19 protein-coding genes and 1 pseudogene are annotated in these 20,190 nt (G+C 63.5%); 12 read left to right on the top strand and 8 right to left on the bottom strand.

The genetic code is table 11. The annotated features are described in order from the left end of the window. Position 1 precedes the first annotated feature (1 nt). The 5 genes from CLU85_RS14500 to CLU85_RS14480 all read right to left on the bottom strand — a co-directional run bounded on the left by CLU85_RS14500 (position 2) and on the right by CLU85_RS14480 (position 4,489). The gene (locus CLU85_RS14500; protein ID WP_100410880.1) at positions 2-1,438 is read right to left on the bottom strand and encodes a TolC family protein; all 1,437 of its coding nucleotides are present in this window, start codon (positions 1,436-1,438) and stop codon (positions 2-4) included. Continuing rightward, positions 1,435-1,872: a hypothetical protein gene (locus CLU85_RS14495; RefSeq protein ID WP_100410879.1), complete on the bottom strand. Its 438-nt coding sequence runs from the start codon at positions 1,870-1,872 to the stop codon at positions 1,435-1,437. Before CLU85_RS14495 ends, CLU85_RS14500 begins: the two co-directional genes overlap by 4 nt. A gap of 106 nt (positions 1,873-1,978) precedes the next feature. Then, positions 1,979-2,494, bottom strand: a complete 516-nt coding sequence (locus CLU85_RS14490; RefSeq protein ID WP_100410878.1) for a hypothetical protein — start codon at positions 2,492-2,494, stop codon at positions 1,979-1,981. 295 nt (positions 2,495-2,789) lie between these two features. Next, on the bottom strand, positions 2,790-3,434 hold the full coding sequence (locus tag CLU85_RS14485; protein WP_100410877.1) for a YitT family protein: 645 nt from the start codon (positions 3,432-3,434) through the stop codon (positions 2,790-2,792). 392 nt (positions 3,435-3,826) lie between these two features. Next, positions 3,827-4,489: a cation transporter gene (locus CLU85_RS14480; RefSeq protein ID WP_100410876.1), complete on the bottom strand. Its 663-nt coding sequence runs from the start codon at positions 4,487-4,489 to the stop codon at positions 3,827-3,829. A gap of 74 nt (positions 4,490-4,563) precedes the next feature. On the opposite strand from CLU85_RS14480, the gene CLU85_RS14475 reads away from it, so the two are divergent. Further along, on the top strand, positions 4,564-5,028 hold the full coding sequence (locus tag CLU85_RS14475; protein ID WP_100410875.1) for a Cd(II)/Pb(II)-responsive transcriptional regulator: 465 nt from the start codon (positions 4,564-4,566) through the stop codon (positions 5,026-5,028). A 414-nt stretch (positions 5,029-5,442) separates the two neighbouring features. Here CLU85_RS14475 and CLU85_RS14470 read toward each other — a convergent pair whose 3' ends face one another. The 3 genes from CLU85_RS14470 to CLU85_RS14460 form a co-directional block, all read right to left on the bottom strand. Further along, positions 5,443-6,999 carry an NAD(P)H-hydrate dehydratase gene (locus tag CLU85_RS14470; RefSeq protein WP_100410874.1) on the bottom strand — a complete coding sequence of 519 codons (1,557 nt, stop codon included), beginning with the start codon at positions 6,997-6,999 and terminating at the stop codon, positions 5,443-5,445. A gap of 90 nt (positions 7,000-7,089) precedes the next feature. Continuing rightward, positions 7,090-8,322: an FAD-dependent oxidoreductase gene (locus CLU85_RS14465; RefSeq protein ID WP_100410873.1), complete on the bottom strand. Its 1,233-nt coding sequence runs from the start codon at positions 8,320-8,322 to the stop codon at positions 7,090-7,092. 49 nt (positions 8,323-8,371) lie between these two features. Then, positions 8,372-9,730 (bottom strand): amidase, encoded by a 1,359-nt coding sequence (locus tag CLU85_RS14460; RefSeq protein WP_100410872.1) that lies wholly within the window; start codon positions 9,728-9,730, stop codon positions 8,372-8,374. Positions 9,731-9,913: 183 nt separating this feature from the next. On the opposite strand from CLU85_RS14460, the gene rpsB reads away from it, so the two are divergent. The 11 genes and pseudogenes from rpsB to CLU85_RS14410 all read left to right on the top strand — a co-directional run bounded on the left by rpsB (position 9,914) and on the right by CLU85_RS14410 (position 20,169). Further along, positions 9,914-10,666, top strand: coding sequence for a 30S ribosomal protein S2 (rpsB, locus tag CLU85_RS14455; RefSeq protein ID WP_100410871.1), 753 nt, complete (start codon positions 9,914-9,916; stop codon positions 10,664-10,666). 107 nt (positions 10,667-10,773) lie between these two features. After that, complete coding sequence (tsf, locus tag CLU85_RS14450) at positions 10,774-11,703, top strand: translation elongation factor Ts (RefSeq protein WP_100410870.1); 930 nt, start codon at positions 10,774-10,776, stop codon at positions 11,701-11,703. 59 nt (positions 11,704-11,762) lie between these two features. Beyond that, a complete protein-coding gene (gene pyrH / locus CLU85_RS14445) occupies positions 11,763-12,485 on the top strand; it encodes a UMP kinase (protein WP_007852283.1) in 723 nt (240 codons plus the stop codon). A gap of 52 nt (positions 12,486-12,537) precedes the next feature. Next, positions 12,538-13,098 carry a ribosome recycling factor gene (gene frr / locus CLU85_RS14440; RefSeq protein ID WP_100410869.1) on the top strand — a complete coding sequence of 187 codons (561 nt, stop codon included), beginning with the start codon at positions 12,538-12,540 and terminating at the stop codon, positions 13,096-13,098. Positions 13,099-13,122: 24 nt separating this feature from the next. After that, positions 13,123-13,854 carry a polyprenyl diphosphate synthase gene (gene uppS, locus CLU85_RS14435; protein ID WP_100410868.1) on the top strand — a complete coding sequence of 244 codons (732 nt, stop codon included), beginning with the start codon at positions 13,123-13,125 and terminating at the stop codon, positions 13,852-13,854. Positions 13,855-13,881: 27 nt separating this feature from the next. After that, entirely contained in the window at positions 13,882-14,736 is an 855-nt protein-coding gene (locus CLU85_RS14430) for a phosphatidate cytidylyltransferase (protein WP_100410867.1), read from the top strand. Then, positions 14,733-15,373, top strand: a pseudogene (locus CLU85_RS23645) (1-deoxy-D-xylulose-5-phosphate reductoisomerase); the annotation flags it as partial. The gene CLU85_RS14430 and the pseudogene CLU85_RS23645, both read left to right, overlap by 4 nt. Positions 15,374-15,391: 18 nt before the next feature. Then, complete coding sequence (locus CLU85_RS23640) at positions 15,392-15,913, top strand: hypothetical protein (protein WP_369858316.1); 522 nt, start codon at positions 15,392-15,394, stop codon at positions 15,911-15,913. A 29-nt stretch (positions 15,914-15,942) separates the two neighbouring features. After that, positions 15,943-17,307, top strand: a complete 1,365-nt coding sequence (gene rseP / locus CLU85_RS14420; RefSeq protein WP_100410866.1) for an RIP metalloprotease RseP — start codon at positions 15,943-15,945, stop codon at positions 17,305-17,307. 43 nt (positions 17,308-17,350) lie between these two features. Next, positions 17,351-19,648: an outer membrane protein assembly factor BamA gene (gene bamA / locus CLU85_RS14415; RefSeq protein ID WP_100410865.1), complete on the top strand. Its 2,298-nt coding sequence runs from the start codon at positions 17,351-17,353 to the stop codon at positions 19,646-19,648. Continuing rightward, a complete protein-coding gene (locus CLU85_RS14410) occupies positions 19,648-20,169 on the top strand; it encodes an OmpH family outer membrane protein (protein ID WP_100410864.1) in 522 nt (173 codons plus the stop codon). Before bamA ends, CLU85_RS14410 begins: the two co-directional genes overlap by 1 nt. Positions 20,170-20,190: the final 21 nt, after the last annotated feature.

Here is a 20,190-nt window from a genome sequence, read left to right as displayed (position 1 = left end):
GTCAGTGGCCTTGTGGGGTGGTGGAGGCGGCGGCGCCGGAGGTGAGGCCCTGCAGGGCGCCGGGCGATGTGCCCATCAGCGCAAGTTGCAGGTCGGTCTCGGCCAGCCAGAAGTCGCGCTGCACTTCGATGGCGTTGGCTACGGCCTGCGTGCTGTTGCGCGCTTCGGCCAGCATGTCCCACACGCTGGCCAGCATGCCGTTGTAGCGCAGCGTGGTCTCGTCGCTGATGAGTTGGCGCAGAGGCACGACCTCGGCCTGCTGCTGGCGCGCCAGGTCGAGCGCGGTGCGGTAGGTGAGCCAGGCGGCGCGCACCTCGCTGCGGGCGCGCACAGCGGTGTCTTGCAGCTGGGCGGCGCTTTGCTCCACCTCGGCTTGCGCACGGGTGCGTGCGGCGCCGCCCCAGTCGAACAGGGGCAGGGGCAGCGCAATCTCCCAGCCGCGTTTCACATCGCTGCGGCCGGTGTCGCGCTCGGTGGTGGTGTTGCGGCTGTAGGCTAGACCGATGTCGCCAAACACGGCGCCCGCACGGCTCCAGCCTTGGCGCGCGGCCTGGGTGTCGAGCTGGCGGCGGGCGGCCTGCACATCGAGCCGCTCGCGCAGCGCGGTGGCTTCGATGCCGTCGGCGGGCAAGGCGGTGGCGGGCAGCGGTGGTAGCTGGGCGGCCAACTGGTATTGCGCCTGCAGCCCCCATACGCCCAGGCGGCGGTTGAGTTGCTCGCGCTCGGTGGCAGCCGCCAGCCGGGCGCGGGCGCGCTGGCTGGTCACCGATTGCAGCGTCGCCTGTTCGCGGGCCTGCTGCAGGCGGCTCCAGTTGCCCACGCTCACCATGCGGCGGGCGAGCTCGGCCCCGGCCTCGGCGGCTTCGACCATGCGGTCGTGTGTGGCGGCCACCTGCTCGGCCGCCACGGCACGCAGCCAGGCGCGGCGAGTGTCAGCTGCCAATGTGACCACGTCCTGTGCGGCTTCTAGCGTGGCGATCTGCAGGCGCTCAGCTTGCCGCGCGGTGCGCCACGGCAGAGTGATGAGGTCCAGCAGCCCAAAGGCCAGGGTGCGCTCGATGTCGCGCTCTTGGCTGTTGGTAAAGCGCCCCAGGGTCAGGTGTGGGTTGGGCAGCGTAATGGCCTGCACGCGCTCTGCGTCGGCCAGACCCAGTGCCGCCAGCCGGGCCTGCAGGCCGGGATTGTTGAGCAGGGCAATGCGCACGGCGGCGTCTTGCGTGAGAGGCTGGGCCAGCCAGTCTTTGATGGCCTGCTGGGCTGCGGCGCGCGCAGCGGGATCGGTGGCTGGCAGTGCCGCTTGCACGCCGCCTGTGCGGCCCGCGGTGAGGGTCGCTACGTCCCCGCGCAGGCCATCAGGTGAAACGCTGGCGCAGCCGGCCAGCAGGGCTGCGGCAGCCAGCAGGGGCAGGCGCCGTGCAAAGGCGTGTGGTGTGGTCATGGCTTGCCCCCTGGCTCTGTGTGGCGGTGCGGGTGCATCGCGTGAGCACCTTGGTGGTGCATGGGGCCTGGTTTGGCCGTGGCGGGTGATGCGGGGGCGGTGCCTTGTTGGGCCTCCCACGCCAGGATGTCTGCATGGCCGCGTGGGAAGTCCGCTACGGCTTCGTTGGCTTCGCGCCAGGCCATGGCCGAAGGTGCGACACCCGCCGCCACCTTCGTCGGTGCAAGGTGTGGATGGACCAAGGAGGCCGTGGGCGCAGCAGGTTGGGCAGCGTCGGTAGTGGCAACCGGGTTTTGGACGGGGCTGGGGTTTTGGGCCAACGATGCCAGAGGGCAAAGCGTCAGCATCGGCACAGCAAGGCCGGCGACACGCCGCCGCAGCAGCGGCAGCCATGGTGCGAGAAATAGGGTGAGTAATGGGGCGAGGGCGCGCATGGCGATCTCCAGACATCGAACCAACAAACGACGGCGCTGCCACCTGAAATCCCCCCTTTTTTTGAGGGGGTTCAGGCCATGGCAGACGCACTATGGGCGTCAGAGGTCAGGCGATGGGTGGTTTGATGGCCAGTGCCGCAGCGGCACTGTCAAACTGCGCAGTGGCCAGAGGCTGCAAGGCACCTGGAGGAAGATGGGCTGATGTGACTGCGGCAGGCGCGTTCAGCATGGCCGAATGGCAGATTTCGCAGGCGGAGCACGCTGCGGTGTGATGGTCGTGCGTGGTGCACCCCCCCGTGGAACCATCGCAGACGGTCAGTTCCGAGGGCGTTGGCGCTGTGCTGGCGTAGTCGTGACCATGCGCGTGCTTGCCCTCGGTCTCCGTGGTTGCCTGCGCCGACATGCCAGGGTGGTTGTTGTGCCCGTTGTCATCAGGCTGGCTGGTGGTGGCCGCAGCGCTGAGTGTGCTGCCGTGGTGGTGCGATTGTGGTGGTTCCTGCTGGTACCCGTGTGGCTCACCCAAGGGCTGTAGTGGTGGCAGGACGCCAGCGGCCATGGCGGTGCCGGTGAGTCCCCGAAGGACCAGCACCACCATCAGCAGAATGTAGAAGCCGCGACGCATGGCAGGATGATACGGGGTACCGTACGAAGTTCCCCGCAGGTTGTCAGTGGCAGGCTGCCCGCGCTGGCCGAGACCGCACACCATGTTCCGTAGGCAACGGAAATGCTGGGCGCTAGGGATCCTCTGCACGAATCAAGTGGTAAGGGTGCGCTGCGGATCGGGATGGGCCGCAAGGCGCAAAACGCAGCAATAGCGGTAGCTATTGCGAGTATTTGCAACACGGCAGACCGCCCGGGGCCGCAGATGCACACGGCACGCTGATTCGTGCAGAGGGTCCCTAGGCAGCGTTATGTGCCTACACCACCATGTAGCGACCTGGCCGGTGGTTCATGGCCAGCACCAGGTTCAGCGCCACGGCACCGGCGATGGACCAGAGTACGCGCACCGGCTCCACGGTCCACAGCGCCAGCAAAACGATGCAGCAGTCCACCGCCATCTGCACCTTGCCCGCGCGCCAGCCGTAGCGGTCCTGCAGATACAGCGCGGCAATGCCCACTCCGCCCAGGCTGCAGCGGTGCCTGAACAGCACCAGAAAACCCGTGCCCGTGATCAGCCCGCCCGCAATGGCGGCATACAGCGGCTGAAGCTGCGCGAACTGCAGCAACTGCGACTGCACCTCGGTCAGCAGTGACAGAAGCAGCACGGCTATGAAGGTCTTTACGGTGAACGCCCGTCCGAGCTTGCGCAGGGCCAGCCAGTAGAACGGCAGGTTGAGCACGAAGAAGATCTTGCCAAAACCAATCCCTGTGGCGTAGTGCAGCAAAAATGCCAGGCCCGCTGTGCCCCCCGTGAGCAGCCCTGCGCTGGTGAAAAATGCCACCCCCACCGAAATCAGCAGCACCCCGGTGAAGATGGCCACCGCGTCCTCCGTCAAGCTGTGGGGAATGACCACAGGCGCTGGTGCAGCGGCAGTTGCAGGGGCGACGGAGGGACGGGTCATGGTGCAAAAAAGTGGAGCGGGCAAACGTGCGATGTGGGAAACCGAGGCGCAGCCCCGCGTGTGCAAGCGCCGGATTGAACCACGCGAGGCCCCTGCAGGGCTTGTCGCGCGTCAAACAATCGGGTGCGACGCCTCTAAGGATGGTCTGCCTTGATGGGTGGTGAGGCTCCTGATTTGATAGTTGGTAGCGATTGTCCGTAAAGCACTAGAGGCCTTTTTTATCAAGTATGTAGCGCCCGCTATCCAGCGCTGGCCCCGCTGCGACAGGGCATGGCGCGGATGGCCGCGTGCGGGCGCTGGCGCAGCATCAGCGGCCAGTGCGTCAGCGCGAGGGTCGAGGCCGCCAGCCGGTGCTTGACCGCGGGTTGCTATGACGGGCGGGCAGGCATGACTCAGTGCCTATGCATGGACGGACTGCCGTCAACGCAGGCCAGCTCCCGGCGAGCATGGCGGATCACGCTCCACCCCCCGCTGATGGCCAGGCCCGCCATGGTGGCGGCCACCACCAGATCGGGCCATACCGAGCCCGTGCCCAACACCCCCAGGGCTGCGCCCATCACCGCCAGATTGCCCAAGGCATCGTTGCGGGTGCACAGCCACACGCCGCGCATGTTGGCATCCCCCTCGCGCCACGCGTAAAGCAGAGCGGCGACACCGAGGTTGGCCGCCAGCGCCAGCAGGCCCACGCCGCCTATGGTGAAAGGCTCGGGCGGTAGGCCCTGCCATGCGCCCCAGGCCACGCGGCCAATCACGAAAACACCGAACGCCAGCATGCTGGCCCCTTTGACCAGTGCGGCACGGGCGCGCCAGGAGAGGGCCATGGCCAGCACCCACAGTGACAGGCCGTAGTTGGCGGCGTCACCCAGAAAGTCGATGGCATCGGCCAGCAGTGATGCCGAACCTGATTGCATGCCAGCACCCAATTCCAGCATGAACATCGCGGCATTGACGATGAGCGCGATCCACAGAATGCGGCGGTAGCGTGGGTCCCCGCTGGCAGGGGCACCATGGTTGTGACCGGGGGCATTCTGGTCATGATGGCAATGGGCAGACATGGGTTTCTTCTCCGTACGTGGTTTGGAAGCGATGGCATGATTGGAAACCTTAAAGTCACTAGAAGGTCAAGCCCATGGATCACAACGCTGTGCAGTTCCGTATTGGCGAGGCCGCCCAGCAGTCCGGGGTGTCCACTGCCAACATCCGTTACTACGAAAAAGAAGGACTGTTGCCGGTGGGTGTTCGGGGCGACAACAGCTACCGCCTGTACAGCGGTTCCGATGTGCATCAGCTGCGCTTCATCCGGCTGTGCCGCGCCATGGATATGTCGCTGGACGAAGTCCGTACCCTGTTGGCCCTGGACTGGAGTCGCAAGGAGGATTGCGACACCGCGCGCGATGCGCTGGACGAACACCTGCAGCATGTGCGCACCCGCCTGGAGGAGCTACGGGTGCTGGAGGCAGACCTGTTGGCACTGCGCAGCCGCTGCGACGGCGCGGACGCTACCTGTCACATCATCGAGGCGTTGCACGCGCGCGCCGATGCGCAGTTGGTGTCCGTCCCGGTCGTGGCGGTGATGGGCAAGCGCCACGTGTGAGTGTGCTGTCTGGCGTTGGCAGAGCGTTGGTGCGTCGATGTTCAAAGCACTGCAGGCGCAATGAGCGGCGGGATGTAAACCGGCGCAGCGGTGGGGAAAGGCGGCACGCGCCCACGCTGGTGAGGGGCGGTTGCGGCCCGTTGTCCCTTGCTTTGTCGGAGGGTGAGTGCGGCGAGGGGACGTTTGAGGCAGACGTTGCAATTGCAGTGCTCAAGCGCTCGCTGCCCAGCGGCGCCGCTTAATGTCTCTGCGCACTGCCGCCGCAACCTGTGGTTGTCTGTCCTTGTCTGTGCACCAGCGCCCTGGGGCTTTGGGGTGCGCAGGAAAACTGGGTTCGAGACACGTTGGGTGGCGCGTCTGGCATGACAAACGCGGTGGCAATGTCCGGTGGGCGGATGCGCGAAGTGCCGTCTGTCAGTGCCGAGGGGTGTGGAATGCCCCTTTGAGAGAAATCGCACCCTGGGTCGCCAGCGTGCTGGCGGTCAGCACCGTGCCCGCAGGCCACTGATCGGCCGCCTGACCATGCAAATAAACCGCCTCGCTGGCGGCGCGCAGGGCGCTGGCACCGGCTGCCAGGTGGGCGCCCACCATGCCCGCCAGCACATCGCCCGTTCCAGCGGTGGCCAGCCGTGCGTTGCCCGTGGGGTTGATGGCCGGAACGCGGTCGGGCGCGGCAATCAGGGTGCCCGAACCCTTGAGCACGGCCACGCAGTTGAACTGGTCCGCCAACTGTTGTGCGGCGTCCAGCCGGTGGGCCTGGACTTCGGCCGTGGTGAGGCCCAGCAATCGAGCGGCCTCCAGCGGGTGGGGCGTCAGCACGGTGGGTAGCCCGTGTTGGCCGCGCGCCACCACCAGTGCGTGCAGCCCGGCCTGTGTGGCGATGGTGTTGAGCGCATCGGCATCCAGCACCAGGCGGGCCGCGCGGGTGATGACCTCGGGTAGCAGGCGTGCGATGGCCTGGCCGCCGCCACAGCCGCAGACCACGGTGAGCTGCTCCAGCGCCAGGGCGTCGAAGTGGCGGAACATCAGCTCGGGCTGTTGCAGGTCCAGTTGCAGGTGGCCGTGGTCGAGCAATGCGACGAGCACCCGTCCTGCGCCGCTGTGCAGAGCGCCCGACGCAGCCAGCAGGGCGGCGCCCGCCATGCCCAGGCCGCGCTCGGCCAGCCCCTCGCCGCCTACCACGGCCACGTCACCGTAGCTGCCCTTGTGGCTGGCGTGAGGGCGGTGTGCCTGCGGGGCAGGGCCGCAGAGCCATGCACTGGGGGGCTCGTGACCGCAGGCTACCCCCAGATCGTCCAGCCACACCTGGCCGGCTGCGTCCCTGCCGGCGGCGGTGAACAGGCCGGGTTTGAGACTGAGCAGGCTCAGCGTGTGGCGCGCAGGAGGTGGGGGGTGGAGATGGGAGGCGTAATCCGGGGCAAAGCCTGTAGCGAACTGGCCCGTGTCGGCATCCAGCCCGCTGGGAAGATCCACCGCCAGCACTGGCGCACGGCTGCGGTGCAGCGCATGCAGGCAGGCCTCAAGCCGTGCGTCGTGCGCGCGGGGCGTTGCGCCGGGGGAAGAAGAGACGCCAATACCCAGCAGGGCATCGATGCAGAGGTCTGTGGCGCTCATGTCGGCAGGGGCTGCGTCGGCCCACATGACGCCTGCGGCCAGTGCCCGGTCCCAAGAGTGGCGGGCATCGGCAGGCGCGTGCTCTGGGTTGCCCAGCCAGGTGACCACCACCTGCCAGCCATCGCGCTGCAGGTGCATGGCGGCTTCCAGCCCATCGCCGCCATTGTTCCCAGGGCCGCAGGCGATCCACACTGTGCGGGCATGGGGGGCCAGTGCCTGCGCCAGCCGTGCCACGGCCAAGCCGGCGCGCCGCATGAGCGTGTGGGGTGGGAGCGTGGCAGCAGCCTGATGCTCCAGGCGCCGCGTGGCGGCCGTGCTGAACAGGGGGTGGGGCTGTTGGGCAGTGATGCGGTGCATGGTGGTGAGTGTGCTGCTCAGGGCGGAGTGCTCACCATTTTGCGCCGTGTCCCGCGATGGCGATGGCGGTGTGAAGACTCCCGTCGTAGATCAGAAACGCCGCATTCCCAGGCCATCCAGCGAGACGTCGGGTTCGCGCTGCGCGACCAGGTCCGCCACCACGCGGGCGCTGCCGCAGGCCAGGGCCCAGCCGCCCGCGCCATGGCCCGTGTTGAGCCACAGGCCGGGCACCCCACTGGCGCCGACCACGGGGGCGCCGTCGGGGAGCATGGTGCGCGCACCGCGCCAGATCTGCAGGCTGGATGAGAGCTGTGCACCCCCGGGAAACCAGTCGTTCAATGTGCGGTACAGGCGTTGCAGCGTTGGCGTGTGGTGGTGTGCATCCGCTCCGGCCAGCTCGGCGCCGCCTGCAATGCGCACGCGCTGCCCCAGGCGGGTGATGGAGATTTGCTGGGCCGCGTCGACCACGCTGGCGCGGGGGGCATGCGTGGATTCGCGCAGTGGCGCACTGACCGAGTAGCCATACACCGCCGCCATGGGCAAGCGCAGCCCCAGCGCAGGCATCAGCGTGGCCGAAGCCATGCCGGCGCACAGCACCACGGCATCAAAGCGGCGCAGGTCGGGTTCGCCCTGCAGCGCGACGCCGGTGGGCTGGGTGCTGATGCGATCCACGCGGGTATTGAACACAAACTGAACACCGGAGCCCTGGGTGCCTTGGCGCAGCAGTTGGGCAAACAGGCGGCAGTTGCCTGCGCTGGCGTCGGGCAGGTGAATGGCTCCCGCCAGTGGTGCCTCGGGCGACAGGCCGGGTTCGATCTGGCGTGCCACGTCCGCGTCGATTTCGTGCAAGCTTACGCCACTGTCGCGCAGCACCTGCAGCGCGGGCTGGAGATGGGCGCGCTCCTGTTCCGTGCGCAGCAGCACCAGTCGCCCTTCACTGGTCTCGAAGTCGAGTTCGTGCTGGCGGGCGATGGCTTTGAGGCGGGTCAGACTGTATTGCGCCAGGCGTTCCAGTGCAGCAGCAGGGGCGCTGTTAGACCGTGCTGCACCGCGCCAGCGCCGCAGCCAGGCCCAGTTGGCGCGGTTGAGTCCACCAGCCACTCGTAACGTGGCATGCGGCCCGATCAGCCGCAAAGCCTGGCCAAAGCCGGGCACGGCCCAGGGACTGAGCAGGTGGGGGCCGAGCAAGCCTGCGGTCGCAAAGCTGGCCTCTTCGGCGGCAGCGCTGCGTTGTTCAAAAATGGTGACTTCGTGGCCGTCACGGGCCAGTTCGTATGCGGTGGTGACGCCGATGATGCCGGCGCCCACGATGGCAATCTTCATGAATTTGAGTGTTTTTGGCGTCTAGCGCTTGATGATAAAGCGCTGGTAGCTATTGTTTTTGTAGTAATTTCTCGATCTGCAGGCCCGCATTGAGCACCGAGTCATCCCGCAGGGCCCCGTGCCAGACCATCAGGCCGACCGGGAGTTCCCCCTGCACGTGGCAGGGCAGGGACAGCGCACAGCCGTCCAGCAGGTTGACCACACTGGTGTTGCGCAGCAGCAGGTTGTTGACGCGGAAGAACTCGGCGTCGCGCGCGCTGTCTTGCGTCTTGTCTACCCCGTCCGCCGGTGCGACATCGGCAATGAACGGGGCAACCATGGGTACGGTGGGGGACAGCAGAGCGTCATAGCCTTCCATGTCGGCGAGCATGCGTGCGATCCATTGCTGGCGTGCCTGGAGCAGATCAATGTATTCCCAGGCCATCAGGGGGGCTCCTTTTTCGATGCGCATGCGCACCCGGGGGTCGTATTGGTCGCCTGCGCGCTGCAGCAGTTCGCGGTGCCATGCGTAGGCCTCGGGGGCGGCAAAGCCATAGGTCGGCTGCTCCAGCACGGCGGGCAGGTCGATGGTGTCGATCTGGGCGTCGGCTTGGCGCAAGGCATCCATGCTGCGCTCGAATGCACGGGCCACGGTGGCGTCCAACGCATCCAGAAATAACGTGGACGGGACAGCGAACCGGTACTGCGACAGCGGTGCCAGGCTGCGCGTGACGCGCCGGGCGGCCAGTACCTCATGCGCCACGATGGCGTCGCGCACCGTCCGGGTCATGGCGCAGGCGGTGTCAAGGGTGGTGGACAGCGGCACGGCGCCGTTCGTGGGCACCAGGCGGGCGGTGTTCTTGAAGCCCACGATGCCGTTGAGTGCCGCAGGGATGCGGATGGACCCGCCGGTGTCGGACCCCAGCCCGATGAAGGCGGCCCCGGTGGCTACCGAGACCCCGGCGCCAGAGGAGGAGCCTCCGGGCACGCGCGCGGCGCCAGTCAGGACGCCAAACCGACCATCCCACGCTGCCGGTGTGCCGTGGTGTGGATTGACCCCGACGCCGGAGAAGGCGAACTCCACCATGTTCGTGCGGCCGATCAGGCTGGCGCCCGCTGCCCGCAGGCGGGCCACGGCGGGACAGTCTTGCGCGGCCGGAGGGGCTTCAGCCAAGGCCGTGGAGCCAGCAAGAGTGGCTTGGCCCTCGATGTCGAACAGATCCTTGACCGACACCGCCAGGCCGGCCAGCGGTAATTGGGGCAGACCGGGTTGCACCGCCGTGGTGCGCGCGGCGTCGAACAAAGTGCGCACAAAACTGTGGGTGTTGGAGGGGGCCTGGGCGGCTGTGATGCAGCGCTCCAACTCTGCTGGCGATGTGGTGGCGCCGTTCCGTAGCTGGTCGCGGGTGGTGATCAGGTCGGTGAGCATGGGTGTGCTAGAATCTTTGGGTTTTGCTGGGAGCAGTGGCGCAAGCGATGTATGCATCGTGCGTGTGGCGGCTGTCGCAAGACCAATCGCAAAGCAGCCCTGTCAAGGTGTTGTGGCCTTCGTGAAATGCACGTTGTCACAAATATTGGGGCTGATTTTAGACCTAACCTTTGGAGTATTTTTATGTCCGTTACCATGCGCGAAATGCTGGAAGCCGGTGTCCACTTCGGTCACCAAACCCGCTTCTGGAACCCCAAGATGGCCCCCTACATCTTCGGCCATCGCAACAAGATTCACATCATCAACCTGGAAAAGTCGCTGCCACTGTTCCAGGAAGCCCAAAAGTTCGTCAAGCAACTGGCTGCCAATCGCGGCACGATCCTGATGGTCGGCACGAAGCGCCAAGCCCGTGAAATCCTGTCCACCGAAGCCCTGCGCGCTGGCGTGCCTTTCGTGGATCAGCGTTGGTTGGGTGGCATGCTGACCAACTTCAAGACGGTCAAGACCTCGATCAAGCGCCTCAAGGACATGAAGGCCCAGCAAGAAGCTGGTCTGGACAGCCTGAGCAAGAAGGAGCAACTGACGTTCTCCCGCGAAATCGCAAAGCTCGAAAAAGACATCGGCGGCATCCAGGACATGGCTGCATTGCCTGACGCTATCTTCATCATCGACGTGGGCTTCCACAAGATCGCCGTGGCTGAAGCCAAGAAGCTGGGCATCCCGCTGATCGGTGTGGTTGACACCAACCACTCGCCTGAAGGTATCGACTACGTGATCCCCGGTAACGATGACTCGGCCAAGGCCGTGACGTTGTACGCCCGCGGTATCGCTGACGCGATCATCGAAGGCCGTGCCAACGCTGTGAACGAAGTCGTGAAGGCTGCTACTACCGAGAGCACCGACGAATTCGTGGAAGTGCAAGAAGCCGCTGCCTGATAAGCCCGGCTGCGCGATCCGTCGCGAACAAAAGCGGGGCCCCTGGTGAGCCCCCTTTTTTTTAGCCCGAATCTGATCTCACTGAACTGAATACTGAAGGAATAAAGATGGCTGCAATTACCGCAAGCATGGTTGCCGAACTGCGTGGCAAGACCGATGCCCCCATGATGGAGTGCAAGAAGGCGCTGACGGAGGCTGATGGCGACATGGCCAAGGCTGAAGAGCTGCTGCGCGTCAAGCTCGGCACCAAGGCGGGCAAGGCCGCTTCGCGCATCACCGCAGAAGGCGTGGTCGCCAGCTTCATCGACGGCACCACCGGTGGCCTGATCGAAGTGAACAGCGAAACCGACTTCGTGAGCAAGAACGACAGCTTCATGGCGCTGGCCAAGGCTGCTGCCGAACTGGTCGCCAAGCACAACCCTGCCGACGTGGCTGCCCTGGGTGCGCTGGCCTACGAGCAAGACAGCTTCGGCCCCACGCTGGAAGACGTGCGCAAGGGCCTGATCGGCAAGATCGGCGAGAACATGTCGTTCCGCCGCTTCAAGCATTTTGGCGGCGCCAGCAAGCTGGCTTCGTACCTGCACGGCTCGCGCATCGGCGTGGTCGTCGAGTTCGAAGGCGACGAAGTCGCTGCGAAGGACGTGGCCATGCACATCGCTGCCATGAAGCCCGTGGCCCTGACCAGCGCTGACGTGCCTGCTGACCTGATCGAAAAAGAGCGCTCGGTGGCAGCCGCCAAGGCCGCTGAAGACGCAGCCGTGGCCGTGGCCGCAGGCAAGCCCGTGCAGTCCGATGAAATCGTGACCAAGCGCATCGAAGGTGGCGTGCAGAAGTTCCTCAAGGAAGTCTCGCTGTTCAACCAGGTCTTCGTGAAGGCTGCAGACGGCAAGCAAACCGTCGAGCAGATGCTCAAGGCTGCCAACACCACCGTCAAGGGCTTCACGCTCTACGTCGTGGGTGAAGGCATCGAGAAGAAGGTCGACGATTTCGCCGCCGAAGTGGCTGCACAGGTTGCCGCCGCCAAGGCCGCTGCCTGATCGCCGTTCTCCAAGACAACCCCACCAAAGTCCCTCACCACCTACCGGAGATATTTCCCATGTCCAACGCTGCACCAGCCCACAAGCGGATCCTGCTCAAGCTGTCTGGTGAGGCGTTGATGGGGGATGATGCCTTCGGTATCAACCGCGCCACCATCGTCCGCATGGTGGAGGAGATCGCCGAGGTCACCCGCCTGGGTGTTCAGGTGGCGGTGGTGATTGGCGGGGGCAATATTTTTCGTGGTGTGGCCGGCGGCTCGGTCGGTATGGACCGCGCCACGGCCGACTACATGGGCATGCTGGCCACCGTGATGAACGCACTGGCCTTGGCCGATGCGATGGACAAACAGGGTCTGATTGCCCGGGTGATGTCCGCCATTGCCATTGAACAGGTGGTCGAGCCCTATGTGCGCCCCAAGGCGCTGCAGTATCTCGAAGAAGGCAAGGTCGTTGTGTTTGCGGCCGGTACGGGCAATCCTTTCTTCACCACCGATACCGCCGCCGCGCTGCGTGGCGCGGAAATTGGCGCTGAACTGGTTCTGAAGGCCACCAAAGTAGACGGCGTTTATACTGCCGACCCCCAGAAGGATCCCACGGCCACGCGCTACACGAAGCTCAGCTTCGACGAGGCCATGTCCCGCAATCTGGGCATCATGGATGCGACAGCCTTTGCCCTGTGCCGTGACCAGAAACTTCCGGTGCGGGTGTTCTCCATCATCAAACACGGCGCCTTGAAGCGCGTGGTGATGGGTGAAGACGAAGGCACGCTGGTTTACGCTTGACGACGATGGTTGAGAGGCTTGCACCGATGCGGGCCCGCCCTGAGGAGAAAACATGACGATTGCCGATATCAAGAAAAACACCGAAACCAAGATGGACCAGTCCATCTCGGCGTTCAAGAACAACCTCCAGAAGATTCGCACGGGCCGCGCCAATCCTGCATTGCTCGACACGGTGCAGGTCGATTACTACGGCTCGATGGTCCCCCTGAGTCAGGTGGCCAATGTCGCGCTGATCGATTCGCGCACCATCAGCGTGCAGCCCTGGGAAAAGGGCATGGGCGCCAAGATTGAAAAGGCCATTCGTGAAAGCGATCTGGGTCTGAACCCTGCCTCGATGGGCGACCTGATCCGGGTGCCCATGCCGCCGATGAGCGAAGAGCGCCGCAAGGAAATGACCAAGCTGGCCCGCAACGAGGGCGAGAGCGCCAAGATCGCCGTGCGCAACCTGCGCCGTGATGCCAACGAGTCTGTCAAGAAACTGGTCAAGGACAAACTGGCGTCTGAAGACGACCAGAAGCGTGCCGAAACCGAGGTGCAAAAAGCCACCGACAAGCACATCGGTGAAATCGATGCGCTGGTGGCCGCCAAAGAGCAGGAAATCATGGCGGTTTAAGCCTTTAGAGGCTTGAACGTTCACATGTCCGACTCTCCGGTGGTGCCACACCACATTGCCATCGTGATGGATGGCAACGGCCGCTGGGCGACGCGGCGATTTCTGCCGCGCCTGGCGGGCCACAAGCAAGGGGTTGATTCACTGCGCCGCTGCGCACGCGCTTGCGTTCAGCGTGGTGTGAGTGTGTTGACCGTTTTTGCCTTTTCTTCTGAAAACTGGAACCGCCCGGCCGATGAGGTCTCTGGCCTCATGGAGTTGTTGGCGATGGCGTTGGCACGCGAGGTGCCGCAGCTCAAGAAGGACGGTGTACGCCTGTACTTTGTTGGAGAGCGTGCAGGTCTTTCGCCCAGGGTGCGCGAAGGTCTTGCGCAAGCAGAGGCCGCTACAGCAGAAAACACCCGCTTGGTGCTCAACGTGTGTTTCAACTATGGCGGTCGCTGGGACATAGCGCAGGCCGCCGCTTCGCTGGCGGCACGCGGTGAGCCCATTACCGAGGTCAGCCTCCATGGCGCCATGGGTATGGCCCATGTGCCTGATCCAGATCTGGTGATTCGCACCGGGGGTGAAATGCGCATCAGCAACTTTCTGCTGTGGCAAGCCGCATACTCCGAGTTCTTCTTCAGTGACCGGCTGTGGCCGGACTTTGACGAATCGGCGCTGGATGAGGCGATAGCCGCGTTCAGTGGCCGCGAACGCCGTTTTGGCAAAACCTCCGAACAGATACTCTCTGCGCATCCCGACCCGATGCCGGGCTGAGAACCTGAACAGGCTTTGAAAGGCCCCATGCTCAAACAGCGCGTCATCACAGCCCTTGTCCTGCTAGCCATCTTGTTGCCAGCACTTTTCTACGCATCCACTGTGCCCTTCACCTTTGTGGTGCTGGTCCTCATGGCTGCGGGCGCGTGGGAGTGGGGCCGCCTGTGCGGCTGTGGCCAAGCAGGCTCCGTCGCCGTGGGCGTCGCCTGTGTCGCACTGTGTGCAGGATCGTGGGTTCTTGGTGGGGTGGATCGTCCGTTGACCGGCCTTTGGGTCGTGGGGGGAGGACTCTGGGTGTTGGCGGCCGCCTGGCTGCTCAAGGCAGGGGTGTCTGGCTGGTCCCGCATTCCTGCGGCCCTGCGCCTGGTGGCCGGGGTGCTTGCCCTTTGGCTTGCTTGGCTGGCTGTGGTGCAGGCGCGCAATGAAGGCATCAATTTTTTGCTGTCGGTGCTGCTGCTGGTGTGGGTGGCAGACATCTTTGCCTACTTTGCTGGCCGTGCCTTTGGCTTGCGCTTCACCAAGGGCAAGCTGGCTCCTACGATCAGCCCCGGCAAGAGCTGGGAAGGTGTGTGGGGCGGCTTGGCGGGTGTGCTGGCTATGGCCTTTCTCTGGGTGGCTGCAGATGCCCATTGGCAGGCGGCCGTGCCCAGTTTTTACAGTCGCATGGCACAACAGGGCTGGTGGTTGCTTGCGATCGCCGCATTGTTCATGGTGGCCATGAGCGTGTCAGGTGATTTGGTGGAGTCGCTTATCAAGCGCAGCGCAGGCGTTAAGGACAGCAGTGGCCTGCTGCCTGGGCATGGCGGTGTGCTTGATCGGGTTGATGCCCTGCTGCCGACGCTGCCCTTGGCCATGATGCTCACCCGTTTGACGACTTCATGATGAAACAACGAATCACCGTCCTTGGATCCACCGGGTCGATTGGCACCAGTACGCTCGATGTGGTGGCACGCCACCCGGACCGCTTTGAGATATTTGCGCTGAGTGCTGCCACTCAAGTAGACCTGTTGCTTGCGCAATGCGCGCGGTTTTTCCCGCGCTACGCTGTGATGGCGAGTCTGCCCCACGCTCGGATTTTGTCGGATAAGCTGAAGGCAAACAGCCTTCCAACGCAGGTACTACAAGCGGAGAATGCTCTTGAAGTAATAGCGTCGCACGCGGATGTGGATGCTGTCATGGCGGCCATCGTGGGGGCCGCTGGGCTGTCCCCTTGTTTGGCGGCGGCCCGTGCGGGCAAGCGATTGCTGCTGGCCAATAAGGAGGCCTTGGTGGTGGGGGGCGGATTGTTCATGCAGACGGTGAGGCAAGGGGGGGGCACATTGCTGCCTATCGACAGCGAGCATTCCGCCATCTTCCAATGCCTGCCCGAAGACTCCTCAACTTGGCCTGAGCGCGTGGACAGCATCCTGCTCACCGCATCGGGGGGCCCTTCCGGCAGCGCGACCCTGCGACACTTGCAGAGATCACCCCGGCTCAGGCCTGCGCGCATCCCAATTTCTCGATGGGGCGCAAGATTTCGGTGGATTCGGCCACGATGATGAACAAGGCGCTTGAAGTGATTGAAGCGCGTTGGTTGTTCGATCTGCATCCAGACCAGATCAAAGTGGTGATCCATCCACAGCAGATCATCCACTCGATGGTGCAGTTCAACGATGCGTCCATCCTCGCTCAACTGGGCACCCCCGATATGCGCGTGCCCATTGCCTGTGGTTTGGCATGGCCTGAGCGAATTGCCAGCGGTGCCAGCAAACTCGACTTTTCGACGTTGAGTGCGCTGGCGTTCGAGGATGCCGATGCCATTCGCTTCCCAGGTTTGCATCTGTCCTGGCAGGCGCTGAAGGCGGTCGAGGGGACGACGGCGGTATTGAACGCAGCCAATGAAGTGGCTGTCGGTGCGTTTTTGTCCGGGCGTTTGCGTTTTGACCATATTCATGCGGTCAACCTTGCAACTTTGGATGCGGTGTCCCCCTCCAACCCCAATTCGCTCGAAGCCTTGCTGGATCTGGACACCCAGGCCCGCAGTGCCGCCGAGTATGCCGCAGGCCGTTTGGCTGCCTGAGCGTTCTTGACCCACGGAATCACCTATTCATGTTGCTGACCATCGTTGCCTTTGTCGTGGCCCTTGGCCTTCTGATCGCGGTGCACGAATATGGGCATTACCGGGTGGCCGTGGCGTGTGGCGTGAAGGTGTTGCGGTTTTCGGTGGGGTTTGGTTATCCTCTGCTGCGCTGGCAGCCCAAGGGCTCTTCCACGGAGTTTGTGTTGGGCGCTTTTCCCTTGGGGGGCTATGTGCGCATGCTGGACGAGCGGGAGGCCCCCGTTTTGCCCGAAGAGCGCCATCTGGCCTTTAACACCCAGCCCTTGCGATCGAGGGCTGCTATTGTGGCTGCGGGGCCTGTGGCGAACCTGCTGCTGGCTGTTTTGCTGTACTCCATCGTCAACTGGAACGGGGTGGAAGAGCCCCGTGCCCTGCTGGCCAGTCCGGTGGCGGGCTCGGTGGCGCAGAGTGCGGGGCTGCGGGGCGGCGAGTTGGTCGAGCGTGCCGCGCTGGGCTCGGACGACCTGGAGCCTGTTCGTTCTTTTGAAGACCTGCGTTGGTTGCTCACGCGAGGGGCACTCGAAGGGCAAGCTGTGCGCCTGGATGTGAAGCCTCAAGCGGGCTCCGCACACCGGGAAATCCTGCTGGACCTGTCGAAGATCGACAGCCGTGAGGCAGACGCACAGCTCTTTCGCAAGATTGGCATTCTGGGCCCGTGGACGCGCCCGGTTTTGGGGGAGGTCATGCCCGATGGGGCCGCTGCCCGTGCTGGCTTGCGCGAGGGCGATGTGGTGCTCAAGATGGGCACCACCGATGTAGTGGATGGACAGCAACTTCGTGAGCTGATCCGCCAGTCCATGCGGGGCGGTGAACCCTTGGCACAGGCTTGGCGAATTGATCGGGCGGGGCAGTCGATCACGCTTGACGTGCTGCCGGAGGCCAAGCCGGAGATGGGTGCAACCGTGGGGCGGATTGGTGCCTACGTGGGGGCTGCCCCCGAATTCGTGACGGTTGAATACGGTTTGCTGGAGGGCGCCTGGGGCGGTCTGGTCAAGACATGGGATGTGTCTATCCTCACGCTTCGCATGATGGGGCGCATGGTCATTGGCGAGGCCTCCCTCAAGAATCTGAGTGGCCCTTTGACGATTGCCGACTACGCCGGGCGCTCAGCCAGCATGGGCCTGACCCAGTATCTTGTTTTCCTGGCGCTCATCAGTGTGAGTCTGGGCGTGCTCAACCTGCTGCCGCTGCCCGTCTTGGACGGGGGGCACCTGATGTATTATCTTTGGGAGGGTGTCACGGGCAGGGGCGTGTCGGACGCATGGATGGAGCGATTGCAACGTGGAGGCGTTGCGGTCCTGCTTCTCATGATGTCCATAGCCCTGTTCAACGATATCACCCGGCTCTTTGGCTAACCTTTTGCCGCGCTTGCCCTGCATGGCGGCTCCAGCTTCATTCATGAAAAAACACATCAATCGCCTAGGCGTGCGTACCGCATCGGCCGTTGCAGCCATGGTTTTTGCCGCCAATGCGGCTTGGGCTCTGGAGCCTTTCAAGGTGCAGGACATTCGCGTGGAAGGCCTGCAGCGGGTGGAGCCAGGCACCGTGTTTGCGTCCATGCCCTTGCGGGTGGGTGACGACTACAACGATGAAAAAGGTGCTGCCGCTATTCGAGCCCTTTTCGGTCTCGGCCTCTTCAAGGATGTGCGTCTCGAAGCCAGTGGCAGCGTGCTGGTGGTCGTGGTGGAAGAGCGCCCGACCATTGCCGATGTGGACTTTGCAGGTGCCCGCGAATTTGACAAAGACGCGCTCAAGAAGGCTATGCGTGATGTGGGTCTGACGGAGGGACGCCCTTACGACAAGGCCCTGGCAGATCGTGCTGAGCAGGAACTCAAGCGCCAGTACATCAACAAGAGTCTCTATGGTGCCGAGGTGGTGACCACGGTGACGCCCATTGAGCGCAACCGCGTGAACCTGACCTTCACTGTGGTCGAAGGTGAGCCGGCACGTATCAAGGAAGTGCGTCTTGTGGGCAACAAGGCTTTCAGTGAGTCAACGCTCAAGGGCCTTTTTGATCAGGACACGGGTGGCTGGCTGAGCTGGTATACGAAGTCAGACCGTTACTCCCGGGCAAAGCTCAATGCTGACCTGGAGACGCTGCGTTCGTATTACCTGCAACGGGGTTACGTGGAGTTCCGTGTGGACTCCACGCAGGTGGCGATTTCGCCGGACAAGCAGGATATTTCGATCACGGTCAACGTCACCGAGGGTGAGCGTTATGTCGTGTCGGGCGTCAAGCTGGAGGGCAACTACCTCGACCGCGAGGACGAGTTCAAGTCGCTTGTCACGATCCGCCCAGGCGAGCCTTACAACGCCGACCAGGTGACAGAAACCACCAAGGCGTTTTCCGAGTATTTCGCCCGTTTTGGCTTTGCGTTTGCACGTGTCGAAGCCGTGCCAGAGATCGACCGCGAAAACAACCGTGTGGCCTTTGTGGTGCAGGCGGAGCCAGCGCGCCGTGCCTACGTGCGCCGCATCAACGTCAGTGGCAACAACCGCACGCGGGATGAAGTGATCCGGCGTGAATTTCGCCAGTACGAGGCCTCCTGGTACGACGGTGACAAGATTCGGCTGTCCCGCGACCGCGTGGACCGCCTGGGCTTCTTCACCGAGGTCAATGTAGAGACCCAGGAGGTCGCGGGTTCGCCAGACCAGGTGGATCTGGTGATCAACGTGGCTGAAAAGCCCACGGGTTCTCTGCAACTGGGGGTGGGGTTCTCCAGTGCTGAAAAAGCATCGCTTTCGTTTGGTATCAAGCAGGAGAACATTTTCGGCTCCGGCAACTATCTTGGTATCGACGTCAACACCAGCAAGTACCGCCGGACCCTGGTGTTCAGCACCACCAACCCCTACTTCACGCCTGAAGGAATCTCGCGGACGCTGGACGTTTACTACCGCACGGACAAGCCCTACGAGGATCAGGGTGGCAACTATCAGTTGGTCACCACGGGTACTTCTGTGCGATTCGGGGTGCCTTTCAGTGAAACCGATACGGTGTTTTTTGGCGGTGGGCTGGAGCAGACCAAGATCAAGCCCGGAACGAACATCCCCGCCACCTATCTTTACTATGCCGACAAATTCGGCTACAGCAGCACATCCATTCCTCTGACGGTCGGTTGGTCACGGGATGATAGGGACAGTGCACTGGCACCCAATTCGGGTCGTTACCAGCGCCTCAACTCCGAATGGTCGGTGGCAGGGGATGCGCGTTATGTGCGTGCCAACTATCAGTACCAGCAGTACATCCCTCTCAACAAGCGCTTCACGATTGCCTTCAATGGCGAAGCGGGCATTGGCAAGGGGATGAATGGTCGGCCGTTCCCGGTGTTCAAGAATTTCTATTCGGGTGGACTGGGCTCCGTGCGTGGTTTTGACCAAGGCACGCTGGGACCACGCGATGTGACGGGGGCTTCATTGGGCGGCCCCAAGAAGGTCACGCTGAATACGGAGCTGATTGCTCCCTTTCCAGGCGCTGGCAACGATCGGACCTTGCGTGTCTTTACTTTCCTCGACGTGGGCAATGTGTATGGGGAGAACGAAAAAGTGAGCTTCAGTGACATGCGTGCGTCCGTGGGCCTGGGTTTGAGCTGGATTTCTCCGCTCGGCCCCCTGCGTCTGGCGTTTGCGCAGCCGGTGCGCAAGTTTGCCGGCGATAGAATCCAGAAACTGCAATTCCAGATTGGAACGTCTTTCTAATGAAATCCTTTTCCCGCCATCTCTCTTTGGCCCTGCTGCTTGGCACCATCGCCGTCGCAGCTCCTGCTCAAGCGCAAGAGTTCAAAGCCGGTTTTGTCAATACGGATCGTATCTTCCGCGAGGCCAGCACAGCCAAGGCTGCACAGGCCAAGTTGGAGCAGGAGTTCTCCCGCCGCGAGAAAGAATTGCTCGATCTGGGCAATACGCTCAAGACCGCGACGGAGAAGTTTGAGCGTGAAGCACCCACCTTGGCGGAAAGCCAGCGCACGACACGCCAGCGCCAGCTCGTGGACCAGGACCGCGACTTCCAGCGCAAGCGCCGTGAATTCCAGGAAGACCTGAGCGCGCGCAAGAACGAAGAGCTGTCCCAGGTGCTGGAGCGCGCCAACAAGGTGGTCAAACAAGTGGCTGAGGCTGAAAAGTACGATGTGATTCTGCAAGAGGCGGTCTACATCAACCCAAAGCATGACATCACCGACAAAGTGATCAAGGCGCTGAATGCCGCAGCTGGCGCTAAGTAGTCTTGTGCGCAGGGCAGGTGG

This window comes from Acidovorax sp. 69 (assembly GCF_002797445.1).
Taxonomy (GTDB): Bacteria; Pseudomonadota; Gammaproteobacteria; order Burkholderiales; family Burkholderiaceae_C; genus Acidovorax.
Note: the sequence above shows the minus strand (reverse complement) of the source record. Positions and strands in the feature narration are given on the sequence as shown.

What these genes read in the sequence shown, in the direction of transcription:
- CLU85_RS14495 (WP_100410879.1), bottom strand. Translation starts at nt 1,872, where the DNA reads ATGCGCGCCCTCGCCCCATTACTCACCCTATTTCTCGCACCATGGCTG.
- rseP (WP_100410866.1), top strand. Translation starts at nt 15,943, where the DNA reads ATGTTGCTGACCATCGTTGCCTTTGTCGTGGCCCTTGGCCTTCTGATC.
- CLU85_RS14475 (WP_100410875.1), top strand. Translation starts at nt 4,564, where the DNA reads ATGGATCACAACGCTGTGCAGTTCCGTATTGGCGAGGCCGCCCAGCAG.
- CLU85_RS14480 (WP_100410876.1), bottom strand. Translation starts at nt 4,489, where the DNA reads ATGTCTGCCCATTGCCATCATGACCAGAATGCCCCCGGTCACAACCAT.
- frr (WP_100410869.1), top strand. Translation starts at nt 12,538, where the DNA reads ATGACGATTGCCGATATCAAGAAAAACACCGAAACCAAGATGGACCAG.
- bamA (WP_100410865.1), top strand. Translation starts at nt 17,351, where the DNA reads ATGAAAAAACACATCAATCGCCTAGGCGTGCGTACCGCATCGGCCGTT.
- CLU85_RS14470 (WP_100410874.1), bottom strand. Translation starts at nt 6,999, where the DNA reads ATGCACCGCATCACTGCCCAACAGCCCCACCCCCTGTTCAGCACGGCC.
- CLU85_RS14430 (WP_100410867.1), top strand. Translation starts at nt 13,882, where the DNA reads ATGCTCAAACAGCGCGTCATCACAGCCCTTGTCCTGCTAGCCATCTTG.
- CLU85_RS14460 (WP_100410872.1), bottom strand. Translation starts at nt 9,730, where the DNA reads ATGCTCACCGACCTGATCACCACCCGCGACCAGCTACGGAACGGCGCC.
- CLU85_RS14410 (WP_100410864.1), top strand. Translation starts at nt 19,648, where the DNA reads ATGAAATCCTTTTCCCGCCATCTCTCTTTGGCCCTGCTGCTTGGCACC.
- rpsB (WP_100410871.1), top strand. Translation starts at nt 9,914, where the DNA reads ATGTCCGTTACCATGCGCGAAATGCTGGAAGCCGGTGTCCACTTCGGT.
- CLU85_RS14490 (WP_100410878.1), bottom strand. Translation starts at nt 2,494, where the DNA reads ATGCGTCGCGGCTTCTACATTCTGCTGATGGTGGTGCTGGTCCTTCGG.
- uppS (WP_100410868.1), top strand. Translation starts at nt 13,123, where the DNA reads ATGTCCGACTCTCCGGTGGTGCCACACCACATTGCCATCGTGATGGAT.
- CLU85_RS14500 (WP_100410880.1), bottom strand. Translation starts at nt 1,438, where the DNA reads ATGACCACACCACACGCCTTTGCACGGCGCCTGCCCCTGCTGGCTGCC.
- CLU85_RS14485 (WP_100410877.1), bottom strand. Translation starts at nt 3,434, where the DNA reads ATGACCCGTCCCTCCGTCGCCCCTGCAACTGCCGCTGCACCAGCGCCT.
- CLU85_RS14465 (WP_100410873.1), bottom strand. Translation starts at nt 8,322, where the DNA reads ATGAAGATTGCCATCGTGGGCGCCGGCATCATCGGCGTCACCACCGCA.
- tsf (WP_100410870.1), top strand. Translation starts at nt 10,774, where the DNA reads ATGGCTGCAATTACCGCAAGCATGGTTGCCGAACTGCGTGGCAAGACC.
- pyrH (WP_007852283.1), top strand. Translation starts at nt 11,763, where the DNA reads ATGTCCAACGCTGCACCAGCCCACAAGCGGATCCTGCTCAAGCTGTCT.
- CLU85_RS23640 (WP_369858316.1), top strand. Translation starts at nt 15,392, where the DNA reads ATGAACAAGGCGCTTGAAGTGATTGAAGCGCGTTGGTTGTTCGATCTG.